The 22,367-nt window shown below is 67.9% G+C and carries 25 protein-coding genes; 19 read left to right on the forward strand and 6 right to left on the reverse strand.

The genetic code is table 11. From position 1 onward, the window contains the following. Window positions 1-17 precede the first annotated feature (17 nt). Both ACZ6SF_RS11000 and ACZ6SF_RS11005 read left to right on the forward strand, forming a co-directional pair. Window positions 18-1,217, forward strand: a complete 1,200-nt coding sequence (locus ACZ6SF_RS11000; protein ID WP_466061876.1) for a sensor histidine kinase — start codon at window positions 18-20, stop codon at window positions 1,215-1,217. Further along, window positions 1,214-1,819 (forward strand): response regulator, encoded by a 606-nt coding sequence (locus ACZ6SF_RS11005; RefSeq protein ID WP_466061877.1) that lies wholly within the window; start codon window positions 1,214-1,216, stop codon window positions 1,817-1,819. Before ACZ6SF_RS11000 ends, ACZ6SF_RS11005 begins: the two co-directional genes overlap by 4 nt. A 54-nt stretch (window positions 1,820-1,873) precedes the next feature. Here the strand turns inward: ACZ6SF_RS11005 and ACZ6SF_RS11010 are convergent, their stop codons facing one another. Beyond that, the gene (locus tag ACZ6SF_RS11010) at window positions 1,874-2,755 is read right to left on the reverse strand and encodes an alpha/beta fold hydrolase (RefSeq protein WP_466061878.1); all 882 of its coding nucleotides are present in this window, start codon (window positions 2,753-2,755) and stop codon (window positions 1,874-1,876) included. A 101-nt stretch (window positions 2,756-2,856) separates the two neighbouring features. On the opposite strand from ACZ6SF_RS11010, the gene ACZ6SF_RS11015 reads away from it, so the two are divergent. Continuing rightward, window positions 2,857-3,453 carry a TetR/AcrR family transcriptional regulator gene (locus ACZ6SF_RS11015; RefSeq protein ID WP_466061879.1) on the forward strand — a complete coding sequence of 199 codons (597 nt, stop codon included), beginning with the start codon at window positions 2,857-2,859 and terminating at the stop codon, window positions 3,451-3,453. 52 nt (window positions 3,454-3,505) lie between these two features. Here the strand turns inward: ACZ6SF_RS11015 and ACZ6SF_RS11020 are convergent, their stop codons facing one another. Then, on the reverse strand, window positions 3,506-3,775 hold the full coding sequence (locus ACZ6SF_RS11020) for a hypothetical protein (protein ID WP_466061880.1): 270 nt from the start codon (window positions 3,773-3,775) through the stop codon (window positions 3,506-3,508). 181 nt (window positions 3,776-3,956) lie between these two features. After that, window positions 3,957-4,112, reverse strand: coding sequence for a hypothetical protein (locus ACZ6SF_RS11025; RefSeq protein ID WP_450000924.1), 156 nt, complete (start codon window positions 4,110-4,112; stop codon window positions 3,957-3,959). A gap of 169 nt (window positions 4,113-4,281) precedes the next feature. On the opposite strand from ACZ6SF_RS11025, the gene ACZ6SF_RS11030 reads away from it, so the two are divergent. The 13 genes from ACZ6SF_RS11030 (at window position 4,282) to ACZ6SF_RS11090 (ending at window position 17,040) form a co-directional block, all read left to right on the forward strand. After that, a complete protein-coding gene (locus ACZ6SF_RS11030; RefSeq protein ID WP_466061881.1) occupies window positions 4,282-5,997 on the forward strand; it encodes an acyclic terpene utilization AtuA family protein in 1,716 nt (571 codons plus the stop codon). Continuing rightward, complete coding sequence (locus ACZ6SF_RS11035) at window positions 5,949-7,145, forward strand: acyl-CoA dehydrogenase family protein (protein WP_466061882.1); 1,197 nt, start codon at window positions 5,949-5,951, stop codon at window positions 7,143-7,145. Before ACZ6SF_RS11030 ends, ACZ6SF_RS11035 begins: the two co-directional genes overlap by 49 nt. Further along, window positions 7,142-8,740 (forward strand): acyl-CoA carboxylase subunit beta, encoded by a 1,599-nt coding sequence (locus ACZ6SF_RS11040; protein ID WP_466061884.1) that lies wholly within the window; start codon window positions 7,142-7,144, stop codon window positions 8,738-8,740. Before ACZ6SF_RS11035 ends, ACZ6SF_RS11040 begins: the two co-directional genes overlap by 4 nt. Before the next feature lie 8 nt (window positions 8,741-8,748). Beyond that, window positions 8,749-10,821: an acetyl/propionyl/methylcrotonyl-CoA carboxylase subunit alpha gene (locus tag ACZ6SF_RS11045; protein WP_466061885.1), complete on the forward strand. Its 2,073-nt coding sequence runs from the start codon at window positions 8,749-8,751 to the stop codon at window positions 10,819-10,821. Window positions 10,822-10,837: 16 nt separating this feature from the next. Beyond that, complete coding sequence (locus ACZ6SF_RS11050) at window positions 10,838-11,998, forward strand: acyl-CoA dehydrogenase family protein (RefSeq protein WP_466061886.1); 1,161 nt, start codon at window positions 10,838-10,840, stop codon at window positions 11,996-11,998. Between the two features lie 58 nt (window positions 11,999-12,056). Then, a complete protein-coding gene (locus tag ACZ6SF_RS11055) occupies window positions 12,057-12,842 on the forward strand; it encodes an enoyl-CoA hydratase family protein (RefSeq protein WP_466061887.1) in 786 nt (261 codons plus the stop codon). A gap of 6 nt (window positions 12,843-12,848) precedes the next feature. Further along, window positions 12,849-13,451: a TetR/AcrR family transcriptional regulator gene (locus tag ACZ6SF_RS11060; RefSeq protein WP_466061888.1), complete on the forward strand. Its 603-nt coding sequence runs from the start codon at window positions 12,849-12,851 to the stop codon at window positions 13,449-13,451. A 174-nt stretch (window positions 13,452-13,625) separates the two neighbouring features. Continuing rightward, window positions 13,626-13,907 (forward strand): WXG100 family type VII secretion target, encoded by a 282-nt coding sequence (locus ACZ6SF_RS11065; RefSeq protein ID WP_466061889.1) that lies wholly within the window; start codon window positions 13,626-13,628, stop codon window positions 13,905-13,907. 21 nt (window positions 13,908-13,928) lie between these two features. Further along, complete coding sequence (locus tag ACZ6SF_RS11070; protein WP_466061890.1) at window positions 13,929-14,234, forward strand: WXG100 family type VII secretion target; 306 nt, start codon at window positions 13,929-13,931, stop codon at window positions 14,232-14,234. Between the two features lie 6 nt (window positions 14,235-14,240). Then, window positions 14,241-15,617 (forward strand): CdiA C-terminal domain-containing protein, encoded by a 1,377-nt coding sequence (locus ACZ6SF_RS11075; protein ID WP_466061891.1) that lies wholly within the window; start codon window positions 14,241-14,243, stop codon window positions 15,615-15,617. An 8-nt stretch (window positions 15,618-15,625) separates the two neighbouring features. Next, window positions 15,626-15,982, forward strand: a complete 357-nt coding sequence (locus ACZ6SF_RS11080) for a hypothetical protein (protein WP_466061892.1) — start codon at window positions 15,626-15,628, stop codon at window positions 15,980-15,982. A 43-nt stretch (window positions 15,983-16,025) separates the two neighbouring features. Then, entirely contained in the window at window positions 16,026-16,439 is a 414-nt protein-coding gene (locus ACZ6SF_RS11085) for a hypothetical protein (protein WP_466061893.1), read from the forward strand. Between the two features lie 247 nt (window positions 16,440-16,686). Then, window positions 16,687-17,040: a DUF6086 family protein gene (locus tag ACZ6SF_RS11090; protein ID WP_466061894.1), complete on the forward strand. Its 354-nt coding sequence runs from the start codon at window positions 16,687-16,689 to the stop codon at window positions 17,038-17,040. Window positions 17,041-17,221: 181 nt separating this feature from the next. On the opposite strand, the gene ACZ6SF_RS11095 is transcribed toward ACZ6SF_RS11090, so the two are convergent. Both ACZ6SF_RS11095 and ACZ6SF_RS11100 read right to left on the reverse strand, forming a co-directional pair. Continuing rightward, window positions 17,222-17,680, reverse strand: a complete 459-nt coding sequence (locus ACZ6SF_RS11095) for a DoxX family protein (protein WP_466062256.1) — start codon at window positions 17,678-17,680, stop codon at window positions 17,222-17,224. After that, window positions 17,677-18,450, reverse strand: coding sequence for an ankyrin repeat domain-containing protein (locus ACZ6SF_RS11100; RefSeq protein ID WP_466061895.1), 774 nt, complete (start codon window positions 18,448-18,450; stop codon window positions 17,677-17,679). Before ACZ6SF_RS11100 ends, ACZ6SF_RS11095 begins: the two co-directional genes overlap by 4 nt. Window positions 18,451-18,556: 106 nt before the next feature. Here ACZ6SF_RS11100 and cynR point away from each other — a divergent pair, with 106 nt between their 5' ends. Then, window positions 18,557-19,471 (forward strand): transcriptional regulator CynR, encoded by a 915-nt coding sequence (gene cynR, locus ACZ6SF_RS11105; protein WP_466061896.1) that lies wholly within the window; start codon window positions 18,557-18,559, stop codon window positions 19,469-19,471. A gap of 42 nt (window positions 19,472-19,513) precedes the next feature. On the opposite strand, the gene ACZ6SF_RS11110 is transcribed toward cynR, so the two are convergent. Then, on the reverse strand, window positions 19,514-20,098 hold the full coding sequence (locus tag ACZ6SF_RS11110) for a GNAT family N-acetyltransferase (RefSeq protein ID WP_466061897.1): 585 nt from the start codon (window positions 20,096-20,098) through the stop codon (window positions 19,514-19,516). A 426-nt stretch (window positions 20,099-20,524) separates the two neighbouring features. On the opposite strand from ACZ6SF_RS11110, the gene ACZ6SF_RS11115 reads away from it, so the two are divergent. After that, entirely contained in the window at window positions 20,525-21,709 is a 1,185-nt protein-coding gene (locus tag ACZ6SF_RS11115) for an MFS transporter (RefSeq protein ID WP_466061898.1), read from the forward strand. Beyond that, entirely contained in the window at window positions 21,706-22,350 is a 645-nt protein-coding gene (locus ACZ6SF_RS11120) for an HAD-IA family hydrolase (protein WP_466061899.1), read from the forward strand. The genes ACZ6SF_RS11115 and ACZ6SF_RS11120 overlap by 4 nt, the downstream gene beginning before the upstream one ends. Window positions 22,351-22,367 lie beyond the last annotated feature (17 nt).

The raw sequence follows: 22,367 nt of genomic DNA on the forward strand, positions 1-22,367 counted from the left end.
GCATTCCGGAGCCGGTCGTGAGCGCGCCCGCGGATACGCTGCCGGGCGGGCGGTTGTCCGGCTTCCTGGACCGGGTGGCCGGTCACAGCGCTTTCGCCGCGGACGGTACCCGCCGCGGCCGGTTCGGGGCGATCCTGGCGGTGATCTGGCTCGGGTACCTGATTCCGCGGATCCTGCAGGACTGGCGGGAAGGTGATCAGCCCGCGGCGGCACTCGAATCGGTGGTTCTGCTCGGTTACGCGGTGCTGATCGTCGCGGCGTTCACCGGGCCTTCGGGGTCGGGCACCGCTGCCGAGGGGTCGTGGGCCGCGCACCGCCGCGTCCCTCCGGCGCTCACCGGGGCGGTGCTCGCGGGGATGGTTGTCTGCGTCGGCGCGCTGGTGGCGTTGCTCGGAGCCGCCGCCGTGCCCACCGTTCTCTATCTCGCGGTCGTCGCGGTATTCCGGCTGACCCCGCGCGAGTCCGGCTGGATCTGCCTGGCCGTCTCACTGGCGATTCTGCTGCCGCCGCTGTTCGTTGCGCGACTGGCGGAGGTGCCGTGGTCGGTGGCCTTCGTTCCGGCGCTGATCTGGGTGCTCCGGCAGATCGGGGTGCGGGGTGCGCGGCTCACCGAACTGGCCCGCCGGCAGCGGGCCGAACTGGCGCTTGCCGCCGAGCGCGACCGGGTCGCCCGCGACGTGCACGATATCCTCGGCCATTCGCTCACCGTCATCACCGTGAAAACCGAGCTCGCCCGCCGCCTCGTCGATCTCGATATCGACCGGGCCCGGGCCGAGCTCGCCGATATCGAGGAGCTCGCCCGCGAGGCGCTGGCCGGTGTCCGCGATACCGTCGGGGGCCTGCGCGAGGTGACCTTGCGCGGCGAACTGGCCAACGCCCGCAGTGCCCTGGCGGCCGCGGATATCGTGGCCGATCTACCCGACCCGTCGCGGCTCCCGCCGGGCGAGCACGAACTGTTCGGCTGGGTTCTGCGCGAGGCGGTCACCAACGTGGTCCGCCACAGTGCTGCCCGCCACTGCACGGTGACCGTATCGCCGACGCGAATCGAGGTGACCGACGACGGCCGCGGGCTGGGCGCCACCCCGGCCGGGGCGGGGCCGGCCGCCCTCCGGGAGCGGGCCCGCGCCGCGGGCGCGACCCTGACGGTCTCGGAACCGGCCGGAGGAGGAGTGCGCGTTGTCGTCACGGTCGCGTCGCGAGAAAGGGGCCCGAGTTGATCCGCCTGCTGCTGGCCGATGATCAGGCACTGGTCCGGGGCGCGCTCGCCGCCCTGCTCGGGCTGGAATCCGACCTCGAGGTGGTCGCCGAGGTCGGCCGGGGCGACGAGGTGCTCGACGCGGTCGCGCGCACCGGCCCGGATGTGGTGCTGCTCGATGTGGAGATGCCCGGCCCGGACGGTATCGAGGTCGCGGCACAACTGCGCGCGACGCATCCCGGTGTTCGCGTGCTCGTGGTGACGACGTTCGGCCGACCCGGTTATCTGCGCCGGGCGATCGACGCGGGCGCGAGTGGTTTCGTGGTCAAGGACACCCCGGCGCGGGAACTGGCCGACGCGGTACGGCGGGTGCATATGGGGTTGCGGGTGGTGGATCCGGCGCTGGCCACCGAAACCCTGACCGCGGGAACCTCTCCGCTGACCGCCCGGGAACGCGAAGTCCTGGCCGCGGCCGCGGACGGGTCGACGGCGGCGGTGATCGCCGGCCGGCTGCACCTGTCGGAGGGCACCGTCCGCAACCACCTGTCCGCCGCGATCGGCAAGACCTCGACCCGGACCCGTGCGGAGGCGGTGCGGGCCGCGGAGAGAATGGGCTGGCTCTGACGCCCGGGCGCCGCGACGGTGCGTGGACCGCGGCGGACCCGTGGGGCGGATCGCTCAGGCGCGCACCTGGTCGTGGCTGTCGATGAAGTCGAGGAAGCGCGGGATCACCTGTTCCGGGTCGGCCCAGAGCAGATCGTGTCCCACCCCCGGATAGGTCTCTACTTCCGCGGTGGGAATGAACTTCCGGATGCGCGCGGCTCCGGCCGCGGGATCGCTGACCACCGTCTCGGCGCCGTAGAGCACCAGCAGCGGTGCGGTCAGCGCGGTCATCTGCTCATCGGTGAGCATGCGGTCCCACGGCATCCCGGGCCGGAATTTCGCCGCCGCGGCGGCCATCGCCAGTTCCTCGGCGTCCAGTTCGGCACGCGGGGTGAGCCACTGGTTGAACTTCCGCATACGCTCCGGGGTCGGCCGCATGCCGACGAGCAGGAATTTGAACAGCAGGCTCGGACTCGGTTTGGTGAAGGTGGCGCCACCGGGTTCGAACATGGTGAGACTCGCCAGGCGCTCACTGTGGTACACCCCGACCATCCCCGCCAGCCAGGTGCCGAGTGAATTCCCGGCCAGATGCACCCGCTCCACTCCGAGCCCGTCGAGCGTCTCCACCACCCATCGCGCGATATCGGCGCCGTCGCGCAGCGGCGCGGTCTGTACGCAGCGACCCGGCCATCCGATGACATCCGGGGTGTAGACCACGTGGTCACGGGCGAGATCCGCGATGAACCGGTGCCAGACCGTCCCGTTTCCCGCGATACCGGGCAGCAGCAGGATCGGTGCGCCCTCGCCCGCCCCGGACCTGCGCACATATGTGGTCCCGAAGGACGTTTCCACATCCGAGGTCGTGGACGGTACCGGCCAGCGCGCGGCCAGGGCGTCGTAGGCGCGCCGGTGGGCGGCCTTCGCGTCGTCGCTGGTGAATCTCCCCGTTTTCGGCATGGTCTCCCTCTCGCCGTTGGTGATATGAACATACCATATAAATGGTATGGGTATACCATCCAGCCGTAGGGGCCGGATGCGGAAGGAAGGTGGCCGAACTCGTGCCACGGTTGGTCGATCACGAGGTGCGGCGCCGGGTGATCACGGACGCCACCCGGCGGGTGATCGTCGCGGGCGGTCTGGAGTCGGTGACCTTCCAGACGGTCGCGGCCGAAGCCGGGTTGTCGATACGGCTGGTGCAGTACTACTTCGGCACCAAACGAGAATTCCTGCTGGCCACCCACCGGTCGGTGATGCAGGACGCCGGGGCGCGTTTCGCGAAACGAATGGCGGAGCTGCCGCCGGGAGCCGGATCGCGCGAATCCATCCGCGCTGTTCTCACCGAATTGCTCCCGCTCGACGATCCGCGCCGCGAGGAGGCGATCGTTCTGGGGGCCTTCAATACCGCCGCCATCGCGGGCCGGGGTATCACGGCCGAGGAGACCCTGGCCGCGCCCCGGGCGTTGGTGAGCGTTGTCGCCGAACAGCTCAGGCGCGGCGGGTCAGCGGATTCGGCCGATCCGAACGCCGAGATCATCCTCGCCGCCGTCGGGGGAATCGCCCAGGGGATGCTGCCCGGGCACTACACCGCGGAATCGGCGGTGCGGCTCGTGGACCACCTGCTCGATCTCATGCTGGGGGGTTCGTCCGGGAGCTAGGGGGGTGCGCCGGCCCTGCCCGGCGCAGATGGGCAGGGCCGGCGCGTCTACATCAGGTCCAGGGCAGGCAGCCGGCCATTTTCAGCCGGGTCGCCAGACCCTGGGATACCCCGATGTTGGATCCACTGCTGCTGCCGCTTCCCAGCGAGAGCAGCAGGTCGAGTCCCAATCCGGCGCCGATCGAGCAACCCAGCAGGTTGATATCGATGGAGAGGATCTCCGTCGGCGGCGCCGGCGCGGGTTCGGCCTGGGCGGGCGCGGCGCCCGCAACGGCGGCAGCGGCCAGGGCCGTCGCCACGAGACCCGCCTTGATAGAACGCACTACGTGTCCTCCTACGCGCGCCCGGAGCGCGAATCGATCCGGGGTCGAGCGTGCCGGGTGGTGTCCGGCCCGGTCCGGTAACCCACCGCAGGCATAGTGCCCCGCCCGCACGCGCGGGAAACCTCGCAGGGAAATCCGGACTGTGAAAAAGGTTACGGGATACTGCCGCCCGGGTGGGCGGCTACAGCAGCCAGAGCACCGCGGCCGCCGCGGCGAGGGCGGCGGCAACGCCCAGGGCGATGGCGAGCGGGCGAGTGGTCTTCCAGGTGGTGTAGGCGCCGCCGATCAGGAAACCGGCGAGGGTGAACAGCAGTACGACAGCGACATCGGTGGACACGTCAGGACATTTTGCCTGGTCGTACCCGGTGGCCGGGGTTCGGGGAGGGGTCTCGGCGGTTAACAAGCACGCGTGCTTGCTTTTTTCTGGGGCGCCTGTGATGCTGAACTCATCCGCCGCGGGCACGCACCGTCCCCGCCCGCCGCCACGGTAGGAGGCACAACCGCTGATGAGTGCTCTGGCCGCCGATCCGGATGTGATCCGCATCGGCAACTGCTCCGGGTTCTACGGCGACCGGTTCGGCGCCATGCGCGAAATGCTCGAGGGCGGGCACCTCGATGTGCTCACCGGCGACTATCTCGCCGAACTCACCATGCTGATCCTGGGCCGCGACCGGATGAAGGACTCCGGCCTCGGCTACGCGAAGACCTTCCTGCGCCAGCTCGAGGACTGCCTCGGCCTGGCACTGGAACGCAACGTCCAGATCGTCACCAATGCCGGCGGGGTGAATCCGGCCGGGCTGGCGGAGAAGGTGCGTGAACTGGCCGCCCGCCTCGGGCTCGACGCCACGGTCGGCTACGTGGAGGGCGACGATCTCACCGGTCGCGCCGCCGAACTCGGCCTCGGGTCCCCACTCACCGCCAACGCCTATCTGGGCGCCTGGGGCATCGTCGAATGCCTCGACGCGGGCGCCGATATCGTCGTCACGGGCCGGGTCACCGACGCCTCGGTGGTGGTGGCCCCGGCGGCGGCGCATTTCGGCTGGGCCCGAACCGATTACGACGCGCTGGCCGGCGCCGTGGTCGCCGGGCATGTGATCGAATGCGGGACCCAGGCCACCGGCGGCAACTACGCCTTCTTCACCGAACTCGCCGATCTCGGCCGCCCCGGATTCCCCCTCGCCGAGATCCGCGCCGACGGCAGCAGTGTGATCACCAAACACGCCGGAACCGGCGGCGCGGTCACCGTCGATACGGTGTCGGCCCAGCTGATGTACGAGATCCAGGGCGCGCGCTACGCCGGTCCCGATGTCACCACCCGCCTCGACACCGTGGCGCTCACCGCCGACGGCCCGGACCGGGTGGCCATCCGCGGCGCGGCCGGCGAACCGCCGCCCCCGCAGCTCAAGGTCTCGCTGAACACCCTGGGCGGATTCCGCAACGAGATGGAATTCATCCTGACCGGCCTCGATATCGAAGCGAAAGCCGAACTCGCGCGCCGGCAGCTGGAATCCTGGCTGCCCGAACGCCCGGCCGAACTCGACTGGACCCTGGCCCGGCTGGACCGCCCCGACGCCGAGACCGAGGAGCAGGCGAGCGCACTGCTGCGCTGCGTCGTCCGCGATCCCGACCCGAAGAAGGTGGGCCGCGCGTTCTCCGGTGTCGCGGTCGAGCTGGCGCTGGCCAGCTACCCCGGCTGCAGCTTCACCGCGCCGCCCGGAAACGGCGCCCCCTACGGCGTCTACCGTCCGGGCTATGTCGACGCCTCGGAGGTCGCGCATACCGCGGTGCGCCCGGCGGGCTGCCGGGTGCTGGTGGGCGCACCGGCGAAGACCCAGGTGCTGGAAGCCGTGCCCGAACCGGCCCTGCCCGAACCGCTTTCCCCCGGACCCGCCCGCCGCGGGCCGCTCGGGTCGGTGGCCCTGGCCCGCAGCGGCGACAAGGGCGGCGACGCGAATATCGGTGTCTGGGTGCGCACCGACGAGCAGTGGCGCTGGCTGGCACACACCCTCACCGTCGACCGGGTGCGCGAACTGCTGCCCGAGACCGCCGCGCTCGATATCACCCGGCACGTGCTGCCGAATCTGCGCGCGCTGAACTTCCTGATCTCCGGTCTGCTCGGCGAGGGCGTGGCCTATCAGGCCCGTTTCGACCCCCAGGCCAAGGGACTCGGCGAATGGCTGCGGTCCCGCCATCTCGACATACCGTTGGAGCTGCTGTCGTGACGACTGTCTGGAATACCGCGGAACGCCGTGAATTGCGCGCCACCGTACGCGCTTTCGCCGACCGCGAGATCCTGCCCTACCAGGACGATTGGGAACGGGACGGGGAGATTCCCCGGGAATTGCACAAGAAAGCCGGAGAACTCGGCCTGCTCGGGGTGCAATTCCCGGAATCGTCGGGCGGTTCGGGTGGCGACGGGATCGACGGCGCGATCGTCTGCGAGGAACTGCACTACGCCGGTGTCTCCGGTGGCGTGTTCGCGTCCCTGTTCACCTGCGGGATCGCGGTTCCGCATCTGATCGCGGCCGGTGACCCCGAGCAGATCGCCCGCTGGGCGGCGCCGACTCTGGCCGGCGACAAGATCGGTTCCCTGGCGATCACCGAACCCGGCGGCGGTTCCGATGTCGGCCACCTGACCACCACCGCGCGCCGCGACGGCGACCACTACCTGGTCAACGGCGCGAAAACCTACATCACCTCCGGCTGCCGCGCCGATTTCGTGGTCACCGCCGTGCGCACCGGCGGTCCCGGCTCGTCGGGGGTCTCGCTGCTGCTGGTGGAGAAGGACACCCCGGGTTTCACGGTAAGCCGCAAACTCGACAAGATGGGCTGGCGGGCCTCCGATACCGCCGAACTCTCCTACGTCGATGTGCGGGTGCCGGTGACCAACCTCGTGGGCCCGGAGAACTCCGGCTTCCTGCAGATCGCGGCCGCGTTCGTCAGCGAGCGCGTCGGGCTGGCGGTGCAGGCGTATTCGAGCGCGCAGCGCTGCCTGGACCTCACCCTGGACTGGGTGCGCGCACGAGAGACATTCGGCCGCCCGCTCATCTCCCGGCAGGCCGTGCAGAACACGGTCACCGAAATGGCGCGCCGGGTGGATATCGCCCGCGTCTACACCCGCGAGGTGGCAGCCCGCGCCGCCGCCGGGGAAACCGATCTGATCGCCGAGGTCTGCTTCGCCAAGAACACCGCCGTCGAATCGGGTGAGTGGGTGGCGAATCAGGCGGTGCAGTTGTTCGGCGGACTCGGCTATATGCGGGAATCCGAGGTCGAACGCCAGTACCGCGATATACGGATCCTGGGCATCGGCGGCGGCACCACCGAAATCCTCACCGGCCTGGCCGCGAAACGACTGGGGTATCAATCATGACCACACTGCGCAGCACCCTCGACACCACCGGCGGCGAGTACACTGCGGCCGCCGAGGCCATGACCGCCAAACTCGCCGAGGTCGCGGTGGAGTTCGAGAAGGTCATCGCGGGCGGCGGCCCGGAGAAGCTGGCCCGGCACCGCAAACGCGGCAAGCTGACCGCTCGCGAACGGATCGAACTGCTCATCGACGAGGACTCCCCGTTCCTCGAACTGTGCCCGCTCGCGGCCTGGGGCAGCGAGTTCCAGGTCGGGGCGAGCACGGTCGCCGGGATCGGCGTGGTGGAGGGCGTCGAATGCATGATCGTCGCTCCGGACCCCACCGTGCGCGGCGGCACCTCCAACCCGTGGACGCTGCGCAAAACGTTGCGTATCAACGACATCATCCGCGAGAACCGGCTGCCGGTGATCTCGCTCGTCGAATCCGGCGGCGCCGATCTGCCCACGCAGAAGGAGGTCTTCGTCCCGGGCGGCCGGATGTTCCGCGACCTCACCCAGGCGTCGGCGGCCGGTATCCCCACCATCGCCCTGGTCTTCGGCAACTCCACCGCGGGCGGCGCCTATATCCCCGGGATGTCCGATCACGTGGTGATGATCAAGGAACGTTCCAAGGTGTTCCTCGGCGGACCACCGCTGGTGAAAATGGCCACCGGCGAGGAATCCGACGACGAATCCCTCGGCGGCGCGGATATGCACGCCCGGGTATCGGGGCTGGCCGATTACTACGCGCTCGACGAACAGGACGCCATCCGGATCGGCCGCCGGATCGTCAAACGGCTCAACTGGAAGAAACAGGGTCCGCCGCCGCGCCCCGCCGTGCTCGAGCCGCTGCACGATCCCGAGGACCTGCTGGGTATCGTCCCGCCCGACCTCAAGATCCCGTTCGATCCGCGCGAGGTGATCGCCCGAATCGTCGACGGCTCCGATTTCGACGAGTTCAAACCGCTCTACGGGTCGAGCCTGGTCACCGGCTGGGCCGAACTGCACGGTTATCCGGTCGGGATCCTCGCCAATGCCCGCGGGGTGCTGTTCTCCGAGGAATCGCAGAAGGCCACCCAGTTCATCCAGCTGGCGAACAAGACGAACACCCCGCTGCTGTTCCTGCACAACACCACCGGCTACATGGTCGGCAAGGAATACGAGCAGAAGGGCATCATCAAACACGGCGCGATGATGATCAACGCGGTATCCAACTCCAAGGTCCCGCATATCTCGGTGCTGATGGGTTCCTCCTACGGCGCCGGCCATTACGGTATGTGCGGCCGCGCCTACGATCCACGGTTCGTCTTCGCCTGGCCCAGCGCCAAATCCGCGGTGATGGGCGGCGCGCAGCTCGCCGGGGTGATCTCCATCGTCGGCCGGGCCGCCGCCGAAGCGCGCGGGCAGGCCTTCGACGAGGAGGCCGACGCCGGGATGCGCGCCATGGTGGAAGCGCAGATCGAAGCCGAATCGCTGGCCATGTTCATGTCCGGCCGGCTCTTCGACGACGGTGTCATCGATCCGCGCGATACCCGCACTGTGCTCGGAATGGCGCTCTCGGCCATCCACACTGCTCCTGTCCAGGGCGCCGAATCCTTCGGCGTCTTCCGAATGTGAGGCCGGTCGTGACGTATTCACAGCAACCCATCACCAGCGTCCTGGTCGCCAATCGCGGCGAGATCGCCCGCCGGGTCTTCGCGACCTGCCGCCGGATGGGTCTGGGCGCGGTCGCCGTCTACTCCGACGCCGACGCGGATTCACCGCATATCGCCGAGGCGGACACGGCGGTCCGGCTGCCCGGTAACACCCCCGCGCAGACCTACCTCCGCGCCGACCTGATCATCGCCGCCGCCCGGGCGACCGGTGCCGACGCGGTGCATCCCGGCTACGGATTCCTCTCCGAGAACGCCGAGTTCGCGCGCGCGGTGGAAGCCGCCGGACTGGTGTGGATCGGTCCGCCCGCCGCCGCGATCGAGGAGATGGGTTCCAAGGTCGCGGCCAAGAAGATGATGGACGCCGCCGGGGTCCCGGTACTGGCCGAACTCGACCCCGGCGAGGTCACCGCGGACCAGTTGCCGGTCCTCGTCAAGGCATCCGCCGGTGGCGGCGGTCGCGGGATGCGCGTAGTCCGCACCCTGGCCGAACTGCCCGGGCAACTCGAGGGCGCGCGGCGGGAGGCCGAATCGGCCTTCGGCGACCCCACCGTCTTCTGTGAGCGCTATCTGGAAACCGGCCGCCATATCGAAGTGCAGGTGATGGCCGATACCCACGGCACCATCTGGGCCGTCGGCGAACGGGAATGCTCGATCCAGCGCCGGCACCAGAAGGTCGTCGAGGAGGCGCCCTCACCGCTGGTGGAACGGATCGACGCCGGAGTTCCGCGGCCCGGCGCGGCATCCGATCCGGGTGGCCGGGTGGTCGCCGGCGGTATGCGCGACCGGTTGTTCGAGGCGGCGCGGCAGGCCGCCACCGCCATCGGCTACTCCGGGGCCGGGACGGTGGAATTCCTGGCCGACGAAACCGGGGAGTTCTTCTTCCTGGAGATGAACACCCGATTGCAGGTCGAGCATCCGGTCACCGAATGCACCACCGGTCTGGATCTGGTGGCGCTCCAGCTGGATATCGCCCAGGGCGCCCATCTGGATCCCGAACCGCCCGCGATGCGCGGTCATTCGATCGAGGTCCGGCTCTACGCCGAGGATCCCGCTCAGGAATGGCAGCCGCAGAGCGGCACCGTGCACCATATCGATATCCCCTCGGTGGCCACGGAATTCGATCTGCTCGAACGGCCCGGCGTCCGGCTGGACTCCGGCGTGGTCGACGGTTCGGTGGTGGGCGTGCACTACGACCCCATGCTCGCCAAGGTCATCTCCTACGGCCGCACCCGCGACGAAGCGGCCCGGCTGCTGGCCGGCGCGCTGCACCGGGCCCGCATCCACGGTCTGGTCACCAACCGCGACCTGCTGGTCCGGGTATTGCGTCATCCGGCCTTCCTGGCCGGCGATACCGATACCGCCTTCTTCGCCACCCACGGCTTGGATACGCTCGCCGCGCCGCTGGTCGAGGGGCCGGACGAGGATCTGGCCGTCGTCGCGGCGGCGCTCGCCGATGCCGCCGCCAACCGGGCCCGGGCCGCCGTGCTCACGGGCGCGCCGAGCGGCTGGCGCAATCTGCCGTCGCAGTCCCAGCACAAGTCCTACGAGAGTCGCACCGGCGGCGTCCACGAGATCGGTTACCGGTTCACCCGCTCCGGCGTGGAGGTGGCCGGTATCGAAGGGCTGGAACTGATCTCGGCCGCGCCCGACGGGGTGGTGCTCGCGGTTCCCGGACCGCACGGTCCGGTGCGGCGCGGTTTCGCAGTCGCCCGCTACGGCGACCTCGTCTGTGTGGACTCCGCTTCCGGTGCGGTCGCACTGACCCGGCTGCCGCGGTTCACCGACCCCGCCGACCAGGTCGCCACCGGGTCGCTGCTGGCTCCGATGCCGGGCACCGTGATCCGGCTGGGCGCCGAGGTCGGCAGCACCGTCACCGCCGGGCAACCCATTCTGTGGCTGGAGGCCATGAAGATGGAGCACACCATCGCCGCGCCCGCCGACGGTGTACTCAGTGCCGTCAACGTCGAAGTCGGCAGGCAGGTCGAGGTCGGAGCCGTGCTCGCCGTGGTGGACCCCGCCACCGAAGCCCCCGAACAGCGCTGAAAACCAGGAGAAGGCAATGAGCTTCATCGAATCCGACGAACGCAAAGAGCTGCGCGCCGCCGTCGCCGCGCTGGCCGCGAAATACAACTACCGCGACTATGTGCTGCCCCGGGCGCGGAAGAGCGAGCCGCTCGACGAACTGTGGTCCGAGGCGGGCAAACTCGGATTCCTGGGCGTCAACCTGCCCGAGGAATACGGGGGCGGCGGCGCCGGTATGTACGAACTCGCGCTGGTGATGGAAGAGCTGTCCGCCCAGGGCGCGGGTCTGCTGCTCATGGTGGTCTCGCCCGCCATCTGCGGCACCATCATCACCAAATACGGTACCGACGCGCAGAAATCGGAATGGCTGCCGAAGCTGTCCGACGGTTCGGCCAAGATGGTCTTCGGTATCACCGAACCCGACGCCGGGTCCAATTCGCACCAGATCACCACCACCGCCCGCCGTGACGGTGACGACTGGCTGCTCACCGGTCGCAAGATCTTCATCTCCGGCGTGGACCAGGCCGAGGCCGTGCTCATCGTGGCCCGTACCGAGGACCACAAGACCGGCAAACTCAAGCCCGCCCTGTTCATCGTCCCCACCGACGCTCCCGGGTTCGAGAAGACCCCGCAGGAGATGGACATCATCGAACCGGACCATCAGTTCACCCTGTTCCTCGACGATGTCCGGCTCCCGTCCACCGCCCTGGTCGGCAAGGAGGACGCCGCCCTCATGCAGCTGTTCGCGGGCCTCAACCCGGAACGCATCATGGGCGCCGCTATGGCCGTCGGTATCGGCCGCTACGCCCTCGACCGCGCGGTGGACTACGCCAAGGAGCGCACGGTCTGGAAAGCCCCGATCGGCGCGCACCAGGGCATCGCGCATCCGCTCGCGCAGGTCAAGATCGAACTGGAACTGGCCCGGCTGATGATGCTCAAGGCCGCCACCCTCTACGACGCCGGTGACGAGATGGGTGCCGCGGAAGCCGCGAACATGGCCAAATACGCCGCCGCCGAAGCCAGTATCAAGGCCCTCGACCAGGCCATCCAGACCCACGGCGGTTCCGGCCTGACCTCCGAATACGGCCTGTCGGCCATGCTGGGCGCCGCGCGGATCGCCCGGATCGCCCCGGTGAGCCGGGAAATGATCCTGAATTTCGTCGCCCAGCACTCGCTGGGCCTGCCGAAGTCCTACTGAGCATCCGGGCCGGGGCCGCCGCGCCCCGGCCCGTCCTCCGAAGAAAGGCAGGACCGCCGTGACCGGGCCCGAAACCACCGGCCGCGTAGTCGGCTACGCCGTCGAGGACGGATTCGCCGTCCTCACCCTCGACTCCCCGCACAATCGCAACGCCATCTCCTCCCGCCTGGTCACCGAACTCCAGGACGGCCTGGACCGCGCCGCCGCCGATCCGGCGGTGCGCGCGGTGGTCCTCACCCATACCGGCAACACCTTCTGCGCGGGCGCCGACCTCAAGGAAGCGGTGGACGCCGATCCGGCCGCCGCCGCCGATATCCGCACCCAGTGGATGGTGCGGTTACTGCGCTCGATCCTGGAACTGCCGAAGCCGGTGATCGCCAAGGTCGACGGTAACGTCCGGGCCGGCGGTATGGGGCTGCTCGCCGCCTGCGATATCGCCGTCGCGGGCCTGTCCAGTAGTTTCGCGCTCACCGAGGCCAGGCTGGGATTGGCGCCGTTCGTCATCTCGCTGACCCTGCTGCCCCGGATGGCCCCCCGCGCCGCCGACCGCTACTTCCTGACCGGCGAGAAGTTCGACGCCGATACCGCCGAACGGATCGGCCTCATCACCCTGGCCACCGGCGACCCCGACGCCCGGGTCGCCGAACTACTGGACGAGCTGCGCCGGGGCTCCCCGCAGGGTCTCGCGGAGAGCAAACGTCTCACCACCGCCGCGATTCTCGCCGAATTCGACCGTTCCGCAAAGGAATTGGCGATTCGTTCCGGCAGCTTCTTCGGCACCGAGGAAGTGATCGAGGGTATGACCGCCTTCCTGCAGCGCCGCCCGCCCCGCTGGGCAGAATAGTCCGCTATGGCCACCCCCCACGAACCCAAACAGGACCGCAGCCGGGCCACCCGGCAGCGGCTCCTCGAGGCGACCATCGACTGTCTGGCCGAGAAGGGCTGGGCGGCGGCGACGGTATCGGTCGTGGCCGAGCGGGCCGGGGTGTCGCGCGGGGCCGCCCAGCACCATTTCCCCACCCGGGAAGACCTGATCACCGCCGCCCTCACCTTCATGTTCGACACCCGCACCGACCAGGCCGCCACGGCCGCGGTCGCCGAACCCGGCCTCGCCCGCACCGAAGCGGTGGTGGCGGGCCTGGTCGACTCCTACACCAGCCCCCTGTTCAAAGCCGCCCTCCAGGTCTGGACCCACGCCGCCGCCGACCCCGCTCTCCGCGAACGCATAGTCCCCCTGGAAGCCCGCTTCGGCCGCGGCGCGCACCGCCGCGCCGTCCGGGCCCTCGGCGTCGACGACACCGATCCCGTCACCCACCACCTGGTCCAGGCGACCCTCGATCTGGCCCGCGGGCTGGGGTTGGCCGATGTGCTCACCGACGATTCCGCCCGCCGCAAACAGATCGTCCACCAGTGGGCGGTCACCCTCCACGAAGCGCTCGAAGCCCGCCGCTGACCGACGCATACACCGGGCGACAGTCGGTCGCGCGGCACCCTCGTTGCCCGGTCGGGAGTTCGCGGTTTTCGCCGGGAGATCCTGCCGGCGGTAGTGTCGGGAAAGCGTTTGTTCGTTCGAGCCCAGGGGGATGTTGTGGCCGATTCCGGGGACCCGGCCCAGGTTATCCAAGTAGTGCCCGACCATGTTCTGGACGCCGGGAGGTTTGTGCAGCTCACCGCCGATCAGCTGGTGAACGCGCTACGCGATCTCGATGTGGATATCGACTCGGTGCTCGAGGTCTGGAAGGGCAACTCCGCCGACGCGTACCGGGCCGGCTGGGACGAAACCAAACAGGGGGCGATCCAAGTTCTGGAGGCCTTGTCGACGATCGCGGAGTTGCTGGGGGTCACCACGCAGACATTCGTGGAACAGGACGACAGCAATTCACAGAGCTATCCGTCGCTCAATCTCTGAAAGCACCGAGGGGGAACCATCATGCCCGAGCCGTCCGAGGCTTTCCAGGTCGATCTCGACGATCTCGACAACCTGACCGCGCGCGCGGCGAACTTCATCGGCTTTCTCGAGGACAGCCTTACCGGTATCGAGCAGCGTATGGCCAACCTGCACCAAACGTGGTCGGGTGACGCCGCGATAGCGCAGTCCGACGCTTTCCGGCAGTGGTCGGCCGGAGCCACCGATGTTCGTGAGGGTGTCGACGCCATGCGTCAGGCGGCAGTCGACGCCCACACCCGCTACACCGAGGCCATCCAGACAGTGCAGCGCATGTTCGGCCCCCGGTAGACCGAATTGTCCTTCATCAACGTCGACCCGGCCGTCTATTACGAGGCCGCCACCATCGTGAACCGGGCCGCTTCGGCCTTTTTCACCGCATACGACCAGCACCTACAGGCATTGAAGAACACCGGCGACATGGGCGGCAGTGTAGGCCCAGGAAAAGAATGGGCGACCTCCTACGACAACGAGGTGCGCGGCACCAACAACCTGGTCAGCGCATTGATGCTCGCGCTGGACAAGTACGCGCGCGTTCTGAATCAGGCCGGATTCGTCTACGCGAGTGCCGATCACGACCCCAAGTCGGGAAAACCCGCGCCGGAAAAGCCGCCCGATCCACAACTGTCCTACGTCAGCTGTGCCCTGCCGCCGCCCTCGGCCGGCGGGCCCGGTAGCGGTCTGATCGACGACGGCATCGAACTCGCGAAGAAGATCGGTGTCGATCTCCCGGTCCCCGACGGTGACACCGACAAGCTCAATACCGCCGCCACCATCTGGAACAGCCTGGCCCATGCGCCGGGGGTGACCGGCCTGCCCGTGGAACTGGAGCGGGCCGCCGCGATGTTCCAGACGGTCACCGCGCCCGAGGTGGCATCGATCGACGAGGACCTCCGGGAGATCAAGACCGCGGCCGAAGACCTGCTGGCGACCTTCGCCGATATCGCCGCGTCGTGCGCGGCCCAGAAAGCCGCCCACGACAATATGAAAGTCCAATTGCGTGACATGCTCGCCGAGTTCGCCGACGAACTAAAGAAGCAGGTCGCCATCACCCTCGCGCTCGCCGTAGCCGCCTCCGTGGTCAGTTTCGGAATCGGTGGTGGCGCTGTCGCGGCCATCCGGGCGGGCAAAGCCGTCGATCTCGTAAACGACCTCGTCAAGGCGCTACGCCGCATAGTCGCCGCGGCCGGGCTGAGGACGGTGGTCGCCATGACCCGCTCCACCGGAGACACCCGAGCCAAACTCGAACGCATCCACGACCTCATCGAAACCATCGAAGACTCCGTCGAAGCAAGCTCCAAGCCCAAGCCTGGGATAATAGACGAGTCCGAAAAAACCTTCAATGCGGCGGAAAGGGAGATAGCTGAAATTCTGGCCAGCGAGGGAAAAAATGTGAAAGCCATACCCGAGTCCACGAGTAGGACGCCGGATTCTGAAGTCGACGGTGTTCCAACGGAGTTCAAGACCTTGAATGCGGGAGCCTCGAACAGTACGGTCAAGAACGCTCTCAACTCTGCAAAAGGCCAGGCCGCCGATGTTGTTATCAATGCCAAGAGCAGTGGAATTTCGCAAGACGAGGCGCAGTTGGGATTGAATAGATTTCTTGGGGCAAATCCCGATAAAATGAACGCCGTTCGGATAATAGGCGATGGCTGGGAGATAAACTGGCCGTAGGAGGCGAGATGGGTGCGTATCACCAGATATTTCTGGACAGATCCGCGAAGGGGCAGGCAGTCGCTGAAGCGCTCGCTGTGATCACCGGATCTGCTCCGCAAAGGGGGGGTGCTTCTGATGGGCCAGATGTGCAGATGTTCATCTTCGACCGTTCGGTAGTGGACCTAGAGATGTCTCACAACTATGAAGATGATCTAGGAATCAACTTTTCTGACTTCCCAATAATGATTACGGTCAGGAATCTGGATTCCGACAAGTCGAACGAAATGCTAACGGCCAAGCAACTGTTCGACGAATTGACGAAAGATGGTAGCTTCGGTGGAATTCTGGTCTTCGATCTGCAGAAAATACTTGCGCAACGCTGATAATCCCAGCATGATGCGTGTCTCGATATCTCGAGGAGATTCCGTGACCGGTGCCGATATCGGCGGTAGCGCTCTGGAGATTGTGCTGGCCCGGTCCAGGAGCCCGGATGGGATGACACGGGACGCGGCCGTATTCGACCTTGCAGAGTTCATACAGGATGATCGGGCAGCGACGCGTCTGCGTGAGATGCTGGACGACGATATCGTGACGATGCAGGTCGACGCTGCCGATGTGCTGGCGAGAGTGGGTGGCGTACGCGGCCTCTTCGTCGTTCTGGATGAGATAGGCCGACGGCGCGACGATCCCGATGCGGACTACATCGCCAACCGCCTCTGCGAGTTGGATGCGAGCGGCGATGTGGAGATCTTGGCGCTGATAGAGCCGGTCAGCCGAGAGCTTTCCGATGCCAGCCGAATCGGGTTCAATCAGTTGAAAATGCTGCGAGGAGCCGGATAGATGGCCGGAGATGCTGTGAACTACTCGCGGGTCCGGGTAACGAGTACAGAAATGGCGATTTCAACTCGTCGCTGTCCGCTGGAAGTTGTGCAGTTGTCTCCAATACTGATACTCCGCTCCGGAACGAATTTCGAAGTACAGATCGAAAGCTCGGTCGGAGTCGTAAAGTCTCATCGGGATGATGGTCGCCAGTACTCGGCCGGTGAGATACCTGAGGACGAGGGCAAGAATTTCACCGGGGCCGGGTATGAGCTATGTGTTCGATATCGATGACGTGACGGTCTGGAGTCCCGCGCTGCGGGTCGGCAAATTGTATGTGGCGATGGCCCGGGACGTAGCAGACGTGCTCGGCGTTCCGACGGGGTTCGATGCCATGGCCTCGGATTTCTGGGAAATCGACCTCGATCTGTTCGACGCCTTCGTTCGGGTCGTGTACGAGGAATACTTCTCTTGCAGTCATTCGGTATTGAAAGGGCTGCTAGGGGCGGTGCTGGCGCCGTCCATCGTCGTGTTGGAGCGGGGTGGAAGATCCATCGTGCCCGACTCGGCCGACGAGCGGGAATTCCTCGGCCGCGCCCGCGAGCTGTCCATGCCGCGGTGAACAGCCCGATCTGCCGGATATATCTGATTGGACCCGCGATACCACGGCCATATCGTAGGCGGCGGTGCGGAGTTCGCCGTTGGCGGTCGGCCGGGGGTATTCGCTGTGGCCGTTTCGGTCATCACGTCGGGTCCCACCGGCCTCGATCTCTGAAATGGGCGATGTGGTTGGTCCCGGATCGTCATGCCGCGGCGGTCCGGCCGGTCACGCCGCGGTGCCACGGGACCCGGTTCTTCAACAGTCCGTCCACGCTGAACAGACCCGCACCGGTGCACAGCAGTAGCAGCGCGCCCGCGCCGAGAACCAGGACCAGTTCGCTACCGCCGGCGCTCACGAACAGGCCCTTGCCCAGATGTGCGATCAGGTAGGCGCCGGCCATATCCGCGAACAGCAGTACTGCCCAAATCGGCATGGCCGCACCGAGGATCAGGCCCGCGCCGCCCGCGAGTTCGACGACGGCGGCGACGAGTGCGGAGATATCGGGTAGCGGGGCGCCCATGGATTCGAATCCCCGCTGGGTCGCGTCGAGTCCGTTGGTGACCAGCTTCTGCCAGCCGTGGGCGAGGAAGACGACGCCGATTCCGACGCGGGCCACCAGGATCAGCAGGTTGCGGAGAGTGTTCACAGCGGTGTTCCTTATCGGGAGAGGAGGATATCGGCGACGGCCCACTGGCCGAGACGCCGGGCGTTGTCGAGTGCGGTGCGGCCGGAACCGTCCGGGATCGAGGTGTCCGCGCCCGCCGCGAGCAGGTCCGTGACCACCCGCTGGTATCGGGACGATCCGTCCCCGTACACGATGGCTTCGTGCAACGCGGTCCAACCGGAATGGTTGACGTGGTTCACCTCGACGCCGGCGGCGAGGAGCCGCCGCACCGTGGTCATATGGCCGTGTTCGGCGGCCGGGATGAGTGCGGTACCGCCGAAGCGGTTGAGGCTGCGGAGATCGGCGCCGTGGGTCAGTGTCAGTTCGAGGATGTCGTCGATTCCCTCCGCCCCGGCATAGAGATAGGCCGAATCCTGGAGGTCGTCCTTCGCGTCGACGTCGGCCCCGGCCTCGATGAGCACCCGGGCGGCGGCAGCGGCACGATTCTTGGTCGCCGCGACCAGCGGCGTGCGGCCGTGCTCGCCGCGGGTTTCGAGGCCGGCCCCGGCCGCGAGGAGTTCGCGGACCCGGTCCGCGTCGTCGTCCGCGGCCGCGCTCAGTAGTTCGGTGTCGAGGGCGAGCCGCGACGCGGCCGTGGGCGACGGCCGGGTGCTCTCGTCCACCGGGGTCGTATCCGTCACCGAGATGCTGCCGCCCATCGCCCGCTCGCCGGGAAACGGCGACTCTGCCGTGCAGGCCACCGCACCCGACGACAGCGCCGCGAGCACCGCGTACAGGGTCGCGCGGGTGCGCAGGGTGCGCATCATGGGATTTCCTCCTGGCCGAACTGTCGACCCCACGATGCCCAACAGCGGTGATAGTGTCCAAGAGATAGTTCTCATCATTCCGATAGATGCTGCCTATAGTTGGTGGATGGAGTTGCGGCATCTCAGGTATCTGCTCGCCGTCGTCGACCACGGCAACTTCACCCGGGCGGCCGAGGCCCTGCATATCTCGCAGCCGACGCTGTCGCAGCAGATCAAACAGCTGGAACGGTCGCTGGGGGTGCTGCTGCTGGACCGGTCGGGCCGCACGGTCCGGCTCACCGACGCCGGCGAGGCCTACACCCACCACGCCCGGCTGGCCCTGCGCGATCTCGATGCCGCCGAGCACGCGGTCCACGATGTGCGGGACCTGTCCCGCGGGCATCTCCGGATCGCCCTGACCCCCAGTTTCACCAGCTACCTCATCGGACCGCTCGTGCACCGGTTCCGGTCCGCGTACCCGGGGGTCACGCTTACCGTCCGGGAATCCACACAGGACCGCATCGAGGCCGACCTCATGGCCGATCGGATCGATCTCGGAATCGCCTTCGCGGGAAACCATCGCGCCGGAATCGAGCACACCACGCTGTTCACCGAAGAACTCGTCCTCGTCGTCGGCTCCGGCCACCCCCTGTCGGGCATCGCGCCGCCGCTACCGGCGGACCGTCTCACCGGCGAACCGCTGGGCCTGCTCACCGCCGATTTCGCCACCCGCCGTCATATCGACAGGTACTTCGCCGACTGCGAGATCACACCCCGAATCGCGGTCGAGGCGAATTCCATCAGCGCCCTACTGGAATTCGTCCGCCGCGGCTCCCTGGCCACCGTCCTCCCGGACGCGATCACGGACGGCCGCACCGACCTGCGTCCGGTGCCGCTGTCACCATCCCTGCCGACCCGCACGGTGGAACTCCTGCGCCGGGGAACCGCCTATCACTCCGCCGCGGCCCGCGCCTTCGCCGAGGTCGCGCGGGACGATGCGGCGTCGGACCGGAACGGCCGCTGTTCGGCACCGCTCTCGTGAGGCTTTCCGGACGGGTGGCCGTCGACACCCTGCCGCGGCGCGTCAGCGCGCGTCACCGGGAAGCCCGTCGGCGCGGGCGCCCGGAAGCAGGCTGAACATCACGGTATCCCGGCGACCGCCCTGGTACGGGATATGCGACCGCAGCAGTCCCTCACGCACGAAACCACATCGCAGCGCGACGTGCTGCGACGCGATGTTATCGGGGCCGCAGGTGAGTTCGAGGCGTTGCACGGCGAGCACATCGAATGCCCAGCGCGCCAGCAGGCGCACGGTTCGGGTGGCGTACCCGCGTCCGCGAGCGTGTGATGCGAGCCAGTATCCGACCCCCATCCGGCCCTCGGCCCGGCCCGTGTCGTAGAGCGACGCCGCTCCCAGAACATCGACCGGCTCGGCCGCGTCCACCACCGCGAACCCGACTTCCTCGCCCCGCAGGCGGGCGGGTTCCTCGTCCGCGAACCGTTCTCGGAGATGCTGTTCGGTGTAGGGCTCCACCAGTGGCCATGAGAATCGCCGGCACAGTGGATCGGCGAAGCCGGCCAACCGCTGCGGATGGTCACTCTCGCGCCAACGGCGCAGCAGCACCACGCCATCGGTGAGGGGCGGGTCGGGCAAGGGGAGCGGCGGCATATCTCGAAGGCTATGACGTGGATGGTCTCCTGGCCCGTGGTTTTCATCGTGCGCCGGGTCCGATGCGTACGAGACCCGCGGATCGCGCATAATCGTCCATCTCGGACAAATTGCGCTTTTATTATTCCCATTCCCGGGAAATCGGAGAGGCCCCCGCCCGATCCCGGTGAGACCTACCGGCGACGCTTTGTGAAGCGGCGCACTGTGGCTCGTTCCAGGTGGTGGGGCGCCACACCCGTTGATATCTTTCGGCTAGTTCGTGCAACGTCGCATCACATTCGACTCCCTCCTCACGGAACATTTCTTCCGATTCATCGTTCATCAAGCCTGTTTCGTCGTGGAAAAGGCTTGAATTACTGATTCCCGCGGCCTTTCTGCGTTCACCCGGTGAACGTTTATTCGGCGACGGCACTTCATGGAGATTTCATGACACATATCAGCGTGCCACCGGTATCGGAACGCGCACGAGAGTTATCCGAGGCCGTCGTGCGCAGCCGCGGCCTGTTGATCGGATACTTCGCCGGCCTCGGCGTGGTGATGGCCGTCTGGGGGACCCGGATTCCGGCGGTTCAGGAGGCCGCGGGGCTGGACACCGCGGGGCTGGCGGCGATTCTGCTCGCCGCCGCGGTCGGTATGGTCGCCGGTCTGCGCGTGGGCGGCCGGATCGCCGAGCCCGCCCGGCTCCCGCGACTGCTCACCGGCGGCGGAATCTGTCTCGCCGCGAGCCTGGCGCTGCTCGGTGCGTGCCGGCCGGTGGCCGCACTCGTCGCTGCCGCACTGCTTTTCGGCGCCGCGCACGGTGTGCTGGATGTCGCGGCGAATGTCGCGGCCGTCCGGTGCCAGCAGGCCTTCGGTCGCCCGATCATGTCGGGCCTGCACGCGGCCTACAGCCTCGGGGCGCTGGGTGGGGCGGTATTCGCCGCCGTCTGCGCGCACTATTCGCATACCTATGTCTTCGGCGTCACCGCTGCGGTGGTCATCGTGGCCGCGGTCGCGGTGGCGCCGGCCACCCGCCATATCGGATCACCGGACGCCGCACCGGATCCGGTGGAATCCGCGGCAACGCAGCGGCCCGGGCTGTCGCGGGCGCGGCTCTGGCTGCTGGGCCTGCTGGCTGCCGGGTGTCTGCTGGGGGAGGGCACCGCCGCGGATTGGGCGGCGGTTCACCTCACCGAGCTGCACGGCTCCGCGGCCGTCGCCGCCGCGGCCTATGCCGGATACAGCGCGGCGATGGCCGCCGGCCGCCTCGTCGGCGACCGGTTGATCGCGCGCTTCGGCGCGGCGGCGGTGGTCCGGGCGGGCGCGGTCGCGGCATCGATCGGCCTGCTCACCGGCGTGATCGTGGCCGACGTGCCGTTCGCGCTGGCGGGCTGGGCCGTTTTCGGACTCGGCCTGTCCGTCACGATTCCCTCCCTGATCAGCGCGGCCGGGGCCGGTGGTCCACGCGGAATCGCCGCGGTGACCGTCACCGGATACCTCGGACTCCTCGCGGGACCGGCGCTCATCGGCGCCCTGGCCACCGTCACCTCCCTGCCCTACGCCCTCGTACTGCCCGCCCTGCTCGCCGCGGGTGTGGCCGGACTGTCCCCTCGAGCCCTGGAGAACAAATGACAATCGAACTCACCGACCGGCCCACCCTCCCGGACGCGGTCATCTTCGACTACAACGGCGTCATCGGCCTGCAACCCACCGCTGCGGGCTGGGACGGACTCGCCGCACTCGCCGGTTGGGACGCGGACCGCGACGGGCCGTTCCAGGACGCCTTCTGGAATGCCCGCGAGCCCTACGATTCCGGTGATTCGGACGATTCCGCGTTCTGGACCGCGGTACTCGGCCACTGTCCGGAACCGGAGCTGCTCACCCGATTACGTATCACCGATACGGCGCTGTGGACCCGGACCGACGATCGGGTCGTCGCCCTGCTGCGCCGGGTCAGGCAGCTGGGGCTTCCGATGGTGTTGCTCTCCAACGCACCTCATCCGGTCAGCGATGCGCTCGACGATTCCGACTGGCGCCCACTGATGACCGACGCGCTGTACTCCGCCCGGCTCGGTATGAACAAACCTCACCTCGACACCTACCGGAGCGCGCTGGCCGCCACCGGCGTGAGCGACCCCGGCCGTGTCCTGTTCATCGACGACCGTGCCGACAACTGCCACGCCGCGGCCGATCTCGGCCTGCGCACTCTCCACTACACCGGCGTTCCCGGCGGGATCGGGGCCCACTTGGGCCTCGGAGTCGTGCGACTGTGATGCCCGGGGAGGTCGTG

Source organism: Nocardia sp. NPDC049935 (assembly GCF_055586645.1).

Coding starts and splice junctions, on each gene's coding strand:
- ACZ6SF_RS11010 (WP_466061878.1), bottom strand. CDS start 2,755: ATGCCGAAAACGGGGAGATTCACCAGCGACGACGCGAAGGCCGCCCAC.
- ACZ6SF_RS11030 (WP_466061881.1), top strand. CDS start 4,282: ATGAGTGCTCTGGCCGCCGATCCGGATGTGATCCGCATCGGCAACTGC.
- ACZ6SF_RS11035 (WP_466061882.1), top strand. CDS start 5,949: ATGGCTGCGGTCCCGCCATCTCGACATACCGTTGGAGCTGCTGTCGTG.
- ACZ6SF_RS11040 (WP_466061884.1), top strand. CDS start 7,142: ATGACCACACTGCGCAGCACCCTCGACACCACCGGCGGCGAGTACACT.
- ACZ6SF_RS11050 (WP_466061886.1), top strand. CDS start 10,838: ATGAGCTTCATCGAATCCGACGAACGCAAAGAGCTGCGCGCCGCCGTC.
- ACZ6SF_RS11060 (WP_466061888.1), top strand. CDS start 12,849: ATGGCCACCCCCCACGAACCCAAACAGGACCGCAGCCGGGCCACCCGG.
- ACZ6SF_RS11070 (WP_466061890.1), top strand. CDS start 13,929: ATGCCCGAGCCGTCCGAGGCTTTCCAGGTCGATCTCGACGATCTCGAC.
- ACZ6SF_RS11080 (WP_466061892.1), top strand. CDS start 15,626: ATGGGTGCGTATCACCAGATATTTCTGGACAGATCCGCGAAGGGGCAG.
- ACZ6SF_RS11090 (WP_466061894.1), top strand. CDS start 16,687: ATGAGCTATGTGTTCGATATCGATGACGTGACGGTCTGGAGTCCCGCG.
- ACZ6SF_RS11100 (WP_466061895.1), bottom strand. CDS start 18,450: ATGATGCGCACCCTGCGCACCCGCGCGACCCTGTACGCGGTGCTCGCG.
- cynR (WP_466061896.1), top strand. CDS start 18,557: ATGGAGTTGCGGCATCTCAGGTATCTGCTCGCCGTCGTCGACCACGGC.
- ACZ6SF_RS11110 (WP_466061897.1), bottom strand. CDS start 20,098: ATGCCGCCGCTCCCCTTGCCCGACCCGCCCCTCACCGATGGCGTGGTG.
- ACZ6SF_RS11115 (WP_466061898.1), top strand. CDS start 20,525: ATGACACATATCAGCGTGCCACCGGTATCGGAACGCGCACGAGAGTTA.
- ACZ6SF_RS11120 (WP_466061899.1), top strand. CDS start 21,706: ATGACAATCGAACTCACCGACCGGCCCACCCTCCCGGACGCGGTCATC.